This is a genomic window from Roseofilum sp. SBFL (assembly GCF_017746885.1).
In the GTDB taxonomy this organism is placed as follows: domain Bacteria; phylum Cyanobacteriota; class Cyanobacteriia; order Cyanobacteriales; family Desertifilaceae; genus Roseofilum.
The window spans coordinates 1-7404 of sequence record NZ_JAGHZH010000125.1 but is presented as its reverse complement, the minus strand read 5'-3'; the positions used below and the strand labels follow the sequence as shown (position 1 = coordinate 7404).

General features: G+C 45.5%; 10 protein-coding genes and 1 riboswitch. Of the genes, 9 read left to right on the top strand and 1 reads right to left on the bottom strand.

Annotated elements, in window-relative coordinates:
• Nucleotides 1-151 precede the first annotated feature (151 nt).
• From J7545_RS24075 to J7545_RS13500, 7 genes are all read left to right on the top strand, one after another.
• Nucleotides 152-373: a DUF6883 domain-containing protein gene (locus J7545_RS24075; RefSeq protein ID WP_413038993.1), complete on the top strand. Its 222-nt coding sequence runs from the start codon at nt 152-154 to the stop codon at nt 371-373.
• Nucleotides 363-647, top strand: a complete 285-nt coding sequence (locus J7545_RS13525; protein ID WP_318699284.1) for a hypothetical protein — start codon at nt 363-365, stop codon at nt 645-647. Before J7545_RS24075 ends, J7545_RS13525 begins: the two co-directional genes overlap by 11 nt.
• Nucleotides 648-886: 239 nt before the next feature.
• Nucleotides 887-1042, top strand: a riboswitch (cobalamin riboswitch).
• 208 nt (nt 1043-1250) lie between these two features.
• Nucleotides 1251-2018 (top strand): energy-coupling factor ABC transporter permease, encoded by a 768-nt coding sequence (locus tag J7545_RS13520; protein WP_318699283.1) that lies wholly within the window; start codon nt 1251-1253, stop codon nt 2016-2018.
• Nucleotides 2015-2332 carry an energy-coupling factor ABC transporter substrate-binding protein gene (locus J7545_RS13515; protein ID WP_318699282.1) on the top strand — a complete coding sequence of 106 codons (318 nt, stop codon included), beginning with the start codon at nt 2015-2017 and terminating at the stop codon, nt 2330-2332. Before J7545_RS13520 ends, J7545_RS13515 begins: the two co-directional genes overlap by 4 nt.
• Nucleotides 2316-3116, top strand: coding sequence for a cobalt ECF transporter T component CbiQ (gene cbiQ / locus J7545_RS13510; RefSeq protein ID WP_318699281.1), 801 nt, complete (start codon nt 2316-2318; stop codon nt 3114-3116). Before J7545_RS13515 ends, cbiQ begins: the two co-directional genes overlap by 17 nt.
• Entirely contained in the window at nt 3109-3960 is an 852-nt protein-coding gene (locus tag J7545_RS13505; protein WP_318719694.1) for an ABC transporter ATP-binding protein, read from the top strand. The genes cbiQ and J7545_RS13505 overlap by 8 nt, the downstream gene beginning before the upstream one ends.
• 146 nt (nt 3961-4106) lie before the next feature.
• Entirely contained in the window at nt 4107-4313 is a 207-nt protein-coding gene (locus J7545_RS13500) for a hypothetical protein (RefSeq protein ID WP_318699279.1), read from the top strand.
• Nucleotides 4314-4365: 52 nt separating this feature from the next.
• Here J7545_RS13500 and J7545_RS13495 read toward each other — a convergent pair whose 3' ends face one another.
• A complete protein-coding gene (locus J7545_RS13495; RefSeq protein WP_318719693.1) occupies nt 4366-5607 on the bottom strand; it encodes a VWA domain-containing protein in 1242 nt (413 codons plus the stop codon).
• Nucleotides 5608-5720: 113 nt separating this feature from the next.
• On the opposite strand from J7545_RS13495, the gene J7545_RS13490 reads away from it, so the two are divergent.
• A complete protein-coding gene (locus J7545_RS13490; protein ID WP_318735668.1) occupies nt 5721-6155 on the top strand; it encodes a DUF29 domain-containing protein in 435 nt (144 codons plus the stop codon).
• A gap of 109 nt (nt 6156-6264) precedes the next feature.
• Nucleotides 6265-7269, top strand: a complete 1005-nt coding sequence (locus J7545_RS13485) for a glycosyltransferase family 39 protein (RefSeq protein ID WP_318719691.1) — start codon at nt 6265-6267, stop codon at nt 7267-7269.
• Nucleotides 7270-7404 lie beyond the last annotated feature (135 nt).

The window sequence follows — 7404 nt, the reverse complement described above, 5'->3', positions numbered from 1 at the left end:
GATAAAAAGACTGCCAGTGACGGAAGTCTCAACCGTATCCATGACAAGGACTGATTTTGCCAGGAGCCGTGCGAGGTGAAAGTCTCATGCACGGTTCTGAATGGGAGGGGTGGATGGTAACATCCATCTCGACCCCTAATCACAAAATGTCATTACCCAGCTGTGCCAACAGTTTGCTATTACACCATCGGTTCCTGGACAAACCACTCCCTGGGGGTCTAGATTCCAAAAAAGAATTAAGATTCAAGGGCCGAATAGAAAGGAAGGAGATTTGGTTACTAGCTGGCAACTCGATCGCGAAGAATCCAATCCTCGGTTAATTACCAATTGGCTAGAAGTCTATCCAGAAGAAATTATCGATAATGAAAGCTAAACTCTACGATAAAATCACAACCCTAACCCCTATTAACTCTGATTTTAATAGTGTAGTTATCCCCAAAAATACCGAAGGTGTGATTGTTGAATGCTATGAAAACTCTGAAGGTTATGCTGTAGATATTGCTCTACCCAATGTAGATTTAGTTGGAGGATTTCAATATACCAACGTAATTTTGATGCCTGAACAATTTCAGGTCATTTCTGAGAATGGAAGTCGAGAATGTTACTCTATCCTCTCTCAGATAACGGGAAGAGCGAGCGCCCAATAAATTCCACACCACCCTTAGAGCCTATTTGTAAAGTAAACCTTAAGAATTACCCATCCACTGCGATTAGATGATTTCAAGCCCAGATGAAGAGATAGTAAGCCAAAACCAGAAAAAACCTGTTACAAAGCTTGCTAGCTATAGGCTTTACTTTTTCTTTATACATACGCTCTTATTTTACAGAATGTGACATATTGATGAAATAGGTTACAGGCGCAGAAATTTTTGCCCCTACTGTATGGTATGATTGCCGGTGCTTCGGTTCTGATGGGGAGCAGCCATCAGAGGTAACGGGGAAAGCTTGGTGCAAATCCAACACTGTCCCGCAACTGTAAAGAGATGACAAACATCTAAATCATCTCTAAGTCAGGATGCCCGCCCAAGTAAATCTCTTTAATCACCATTCTGCGAGGTACAGAATCATGTCACAAGTTTATTGTTTCTAGTCACTTTATCGATACCCCCAATCCCCCTTAACAAAGGAAGGCGATAGCAAAAGTTAGGGGTATCTTGCTGCATTGTGTGAACTAGAAACTGAAGTTCGCTCTCAACAATTATTGTTGCTGATTACCCATTACCCATTACCAGCGCGATGCGCTATAGTCTATGAACGATCGCAAGCTTCTTTTTCGACTGATGGCTGGTTTTCTCGCCTTCAGTTTTACCCTCGTATTATCACTCCTCCCCGCACCTGCCCAAGCGATGCATATTATGGAAGGATTTTTGCCTCTACCTTGGGTTATTTTTTGGTGGGTTGTTTTTCTGCCCTTCTTTGGTTTAGGACTCTATCGCATTAACCAAACCGTACAAAAAAATCCCGAACTGAAACTCCTCCTCGCCTTGTCTGGAGCCTTTGCTTTTGTACTTTCGGCGCTCAAAATTCCCTCCGTGACAGGCAGTTCTTCCCATCCCACCGGAACCGGCTTAGGAGCAGTATTATTTGGCCCATCAACGATGACCGTTTTGGGAACTCTAGTTCTCTTATTTCAAGCCGTACTTTTAGCCCATGGAGGCATCACTACCTTAGGTGCAAACGCCTTTTCTATGGCTGTGATTGGGCCATTTGTCGCTTTTGGGATTTATCGCTTAGTCATGTCGATCAGTCAACGGCAAACCCTAGCTGTTTTTCTGGCAGCGGGGTTGGGAAACTTAGCCACTTATGTCGTCACTTCCTTACAATTAGCCTTAGCCTTTCCCGTGGAAAATGGAGGCATTTGGGTCGCTTTTCTGAAGTTTGCGGGCATTTTTGCCGTGACTCAAATCCCCCTAGCCATTATTGAAGGACTCTTAACCGTCATGGTTTGGAATAGCTTACTGTCCTATTCTCAACCGGAATTAAAACTTTTGAAGTTAATGAAATCTGAACAGGTATGAAAACACAGCAAAATCAATGGCCAAACGGTCTGTTACTATTAGTGATTATTGGGCTAACCGTCTTTCCCTTAATAACGATTAAAGATAGTGAATTTGGGGGAGCCGACGGGCAAGCCGAGGAAGTCATTACGGAAGTGAATCCCCAATATGAACCCTGGTTTGAACCCATGTTAGAACCGCCGGGGGGCGAAACAGAGAGCTTATTATTTGCTCTGCAAGCGGCTTTAGGCGCAGGAATTATCGGATACGGAATCGGATGGTATCAGGGACGTTCTCAGTCGCATCCTTCTGAGGAAAATGACGCTACCGACTGATACTTGGGCGTATCAAAATGGTTTAAATCGGTTACCTCCGAGTCAAAAACTGGGGTTTTCTTTGCTCATGTTGGGGTTGGCTTTGGTGAGTCAACCTCTGACGCAAATTGCTCTCAGTTTATGGATGGCGGTTTGGATAATTGGATACGCTAAAATCCCGATGAAGTTTTATCTGAAATTACTTCTGGGGGGCTATACGTTTGTGTTGATGAGTTCCTTGGCATTTTTAATTGATGTGCAGACCGTAGAGAGTGGTCATTTAGAGATTCCTGGACTCCTGATTGGTTGGTCAACCGGATCTCTGTATTGGTCAATTTCGCAAACGGTCTTGGATTTGTTTATGCGGCTGATTTTACGGGCAGTTGCTTGTCTATCGTGTTTCTTTTTCTTGATGCTCACGGTTCCAATGGTGGAGATAGTTCAAGTATTGCGTCAGTGGCGTTTTCCGGAACTTTTGTTAGAGTTGATTTTACTGATGTATCGGCTCATTTGGGTGCTGCAAAAGACCGTTTCTGACCTGCGACTGGGACAAAAAGCGCGGGGAGGATATGGCAATTTTGCCCAAAGTTTGCGCAGCATCAGTTTGTTGATTCGGCAATTGTTACATCGAACGTTAACGGATTATCATCACTTTTCTTTAGGGGCGACTGCACGGGGATTTGAGCATAAATTTACAGTGTTGTCAATGAAGCGGTATGAGCGATCGCCCCGTTACGAATGGGAAGCCCTCCTCGGATTTGTCCTATTGCTGTCTCTAGAACTGTCAGGAATAGCACATGGATAACCCTAATTTGCTCGAACTCAGGAACGTGAGCTATTACTACTCAGGACACTCTCATGGAGTATTTGAGCAACTGAGTCTCAAGATTCAACCCCATCAGAGAACCGTGATTTTAGGGCACAATGGCTCCGGAAAATCCACCTTATTTTTACTGATGACAGGATTATATCCCGTAGACCGAGGAACGATATTCTGGCAAGGTAACCCCTTAGATTATCAGCGCCAAACCTTGAAACAATGGCGGCAGAATGTGGGATTAGCCTTTCAAAATCCAGAGCATCAATTAGTCGCAGGAACGGTAGCAGAAGACCTTTCCTATGGACTGTGTAACTTAAAGTTATCCAAGCCCGAAATTCGCTACCGCGTCGAACAGGCGATCGCCGATTTCCAACTGACTGAAATTGCCCACACTCCCCTCCACCACCTCAGTTTAGGACAAAAGCGCCGGGTTGCCCTAGCTGGAGTGATGGTCTTGCAGCCCAAACTGCTGTTGCTTGACGAACCCACTGCCTATTTAGACCCGCAACAACTGCAAACCTTACTCCAAGAGTTACACAAAATCGAACAAAAGGGAACGACAATCGCGATCGCCACCCATAACCTAGATTTTGCCTATCAATGGGCGGACTGGTTTATCATTCTCAACCAAGGCAAACTCATCCTCGAAGGAGAAGCCGAAACCGTTTTTTCTCAACAGAAACTACTCTCAGAAATCGGTTTAGGTGTCCCCACCCTCTGGGAAGCCTGGCACAGTTTACCCCCTTCTTTCCGTCCTCAAGTGCAGCAAATTCCCCGCACATTGGAGGATTGGAAAACAAGTTTTAATTCTGATATCAAATCCGAATAATCAGTTACACTATGTCATTGCGAAGGTCGCGTCAGCGCAATGAAGCAATCTCAATCATCTCCGAGTCCTGGCGATTGCTTCCCTCCGGTTGCAATGACAAATCTTTAACCGGATTTAATATGATAATTTATAGATCTTGAATTGAAATGACTGATGATGACTCCCCCTGGAAAGAAGCCATCTCCGTCTACTTTCGCGACTTCCTAGAATTCTTCTTCCCCAAAATTGCTGCTGATATCAACTGGCAACGGGGTTTTGAATTTCTCGATACCGAACTACAACAAATCAAACGGGAAACTGAAACTGGTCGACAAGTAGTAGATACTGTCTTGGATGTCAAGGGGCGGGTTTGAAGCCCACTCCTACAATAGAACCATTATGATCGTATCAATTACTCCTGAGTGTTTATCCTAAGCGGGTTTTAGAGGCAATTCGGGTTTTCTTGCGCTCTTGCTCGGAGAGTTCATCCCCAGCTTGGAGACGGGTGGCACTTTCTTGGAGGATGGTGGCAGCATTTTGATCGCCGAGTTGCAAAGCGGTTTTTGCTGCGGTTTGTAACAAGGTAGCGGCTCCCTGGCGATCGCCTTGTTTTAACTTGGTTTCCGCAATTTGGGTTTGCCGATATTTGGCTAGGGTGAGCATGTGGGACTGCACTTGGGGATCGGTTTGCGCTTGATACTCTTCTGTCACTGTCGCCGAAACTTCCACTGATGCAGACTCTAAGCCTTCTTGACCTAATGCAGGATTATCATAAATTACTTTTACTGTGGCGATCGCCTGTTCCCCTAGAGGTAATTGACCCATATATACATTCGCCAACACGACTCTCGGCTGATCCTTCATTAAATCCCCTAACCGTACCTGAATGGTATCTCCCTCTGTCTGTACGGGCAATTCGATGGTATCGGGCGACACTTGGGCAATCGGTTTAAGTTCCGCCAAGCGTACCCCCGGATTGAAAGATAATGTTAGAAAGGCATTGGTTAATCCGACGGACTGCACCCGATCAAATAATCGAGAAAAAGCAGTAATGGCTTCTTCTGGGTGTTCAATATAGGACAAAGTTCCGCCGCCCGCATCGGCTAACTTTTCTAATACATCCTGATTCCAATGGGCCCCAAATCCGAGGGTGTTAATGGTTAATTTATACTCAGTTGCTAAGTTGGCTAACTTGAAACAGCGATCGTTATCCCCATGTTCATTTTCCCCATCTGTAAGCAGAAAAACCTGGGAAACTGCATCCTGCTTCCCTTTGGCAATTTCTTCAATTCCTAAACGCATCCCTTCATCAATGGAGGTTCCCCCATCCGCTTCTAGGCGATCGATGAGTTGGATCAGTGGCTTGCGTTCATCGACGATCTGATTGTCAATTAAGACTTCAGCATGATGATTAAATGCAATTACTGAGAGGCGATCGCCCTGTTGTAAACGCTCAATCACTTTAGTGGCTGCATGTTTCACTATTTTCAAGGGTTGACCGGCCATCGAGCCACTACGATCGAGAATTAAACACAAATTTAACCGCAGGTTCTCCGATCCCGTTTCTGGCTCTTTCGCCGATATCGACATCGATAACTGCCGTTGCTGACTGGTTTGTGTTGCTTCTAAGCGGCGATCGCTCAACCGAGCCTCTAAACCAACTTCCATGACCTTTCACCATAGACTACCATTCACCATCTTAATCAAGGGATGGGGGGATGGGGAGAGCTTGGGCACTGCAAAAAGATAAAATAAGGCTGGGCTGTATGGAGAATGAACTGATGGTCGCCAGATTTTTGTATGATCGAGATTATCATCAATGGATACAAGAAACTGTGGAAGCTTTACGAAATCGAGACTTTCATGAAATCGATTGGGATAATCTGATTGAAGAGCTGGAAAGCATGGGAAAAAATGATAAACGAGCGGTTATCAGTTTACTCACTCGGCTTTTAGAACATTTGCTGAAACTGAAATATTGGCAAGCGGAAAAAGAGCGCTGTAGCAATCATTGGTCAGCAGAAATCGTTAATTTCCGGGCCCAAATTGAAGATCGTCTCGAAGATAGTCCCAGCCTACGATCGCAGCTACCGCTCCTATATTATAAGGCCTATCCAGTTGCACTCAAATCGGTCTCGAAGCTCTTTGATTTACCCGAAGATGCCGAAATGAGTTTATCTCAAGTCTTGGATGAAGACTGGTTTGGTGAAAGCTAGAATAGTCAAGCGATCGCCAGAAGCCAGGTTTCTTTCCGAAATGGAGCTTCTGATACCCAGCAAATGAGAAGATGGATGAATCTCAAACTTTCTCCATTCCAGCAAAACCATGGCTCGTTTTCTGCAACATCGCTGGCCGTTAGTGGTACTATTTCTACTGGCGATCGCCACTCGCTTACCCTTCCAAAGTCAAATCCTCTATGAACACGATAGCGTTAACTTTGCTTGGGCGATGGAAGAGTTCGATCTCGAACGCCATCAACCCCATGCTCCCGGTACGTTTATTGTCCTAATCTTATCGGCTCGGCTGCTTAACTTCTTGTTGCAAGATGCCAATCAAAGTTTAGTGATGGTGAATATTATTGCCATGGCGATCGCCACATGCGCCATTTATGTTTTAGGAAACCTATGGTTTAACCGCACAGTAGGATGGATCGCGGCTTTCTTGATGCTATCGAGTCCCCTAATTTGGTTTTATAGCGAGGTGGGATTATCCTACACCCTAGAACTGGCTTGGGTGATTCTGATTGCGATCGCGTGTCATCATAGCCGTAAGGGCGATCGCCGCGCTCTGCTGATTTCCGCTCTACTGTTAGGATTATCAGGCGGTATTCGCCCCAATACCCCCATTTTCCTATTCCCCCTCTGGAGTGTGGCTGCGGGTTTGGGATGGCGAGAGAAAAGTTATCGAGCAACAGATATTATCTTAGCCTTGGGTACAGGGGCGATCGGGGTTTCACTCTGGGGTATTCCCCGACTCATTCTCTCTGGTGGGTTTGATGCCTATGTTAGCGCCATCCAAATTTGGTTAGACAGCCATCTCAAAGATAGCGATAGCCTTCAAGAAATTATCTCCAATCTCCGGTTATGGCTCTATACCCTGGTCATGACTCTAGGATTTGTTACCATTCCCCTACTGAGGTTTGCCATGGCTCGTCGTTCCCCCATTCCTCCCCTTGCCATCCGCGACTGGCGAACTCAAGCCATTCTACTGTGGAGCTTTCCTAGCATCTTCTATCTCACCTTCGTCCACTTCCAACGTCAAGGCCATAGTTATACCGTCATACCCGTAGTTGTTCTACTGACAGCTCTAGCTCTAGATCGGTATTTATAGCAGTGAAAGGGAGAGTTAGGACATAATAGAAAGATGAAGTTAGCGATCGTGAGATGATGCCATCAGCTTATAGTATAGACCTAAGACATAAAGCCGTGGGGGCCTATGATAGAGGGGAGCGTAAGAGCCATGTGT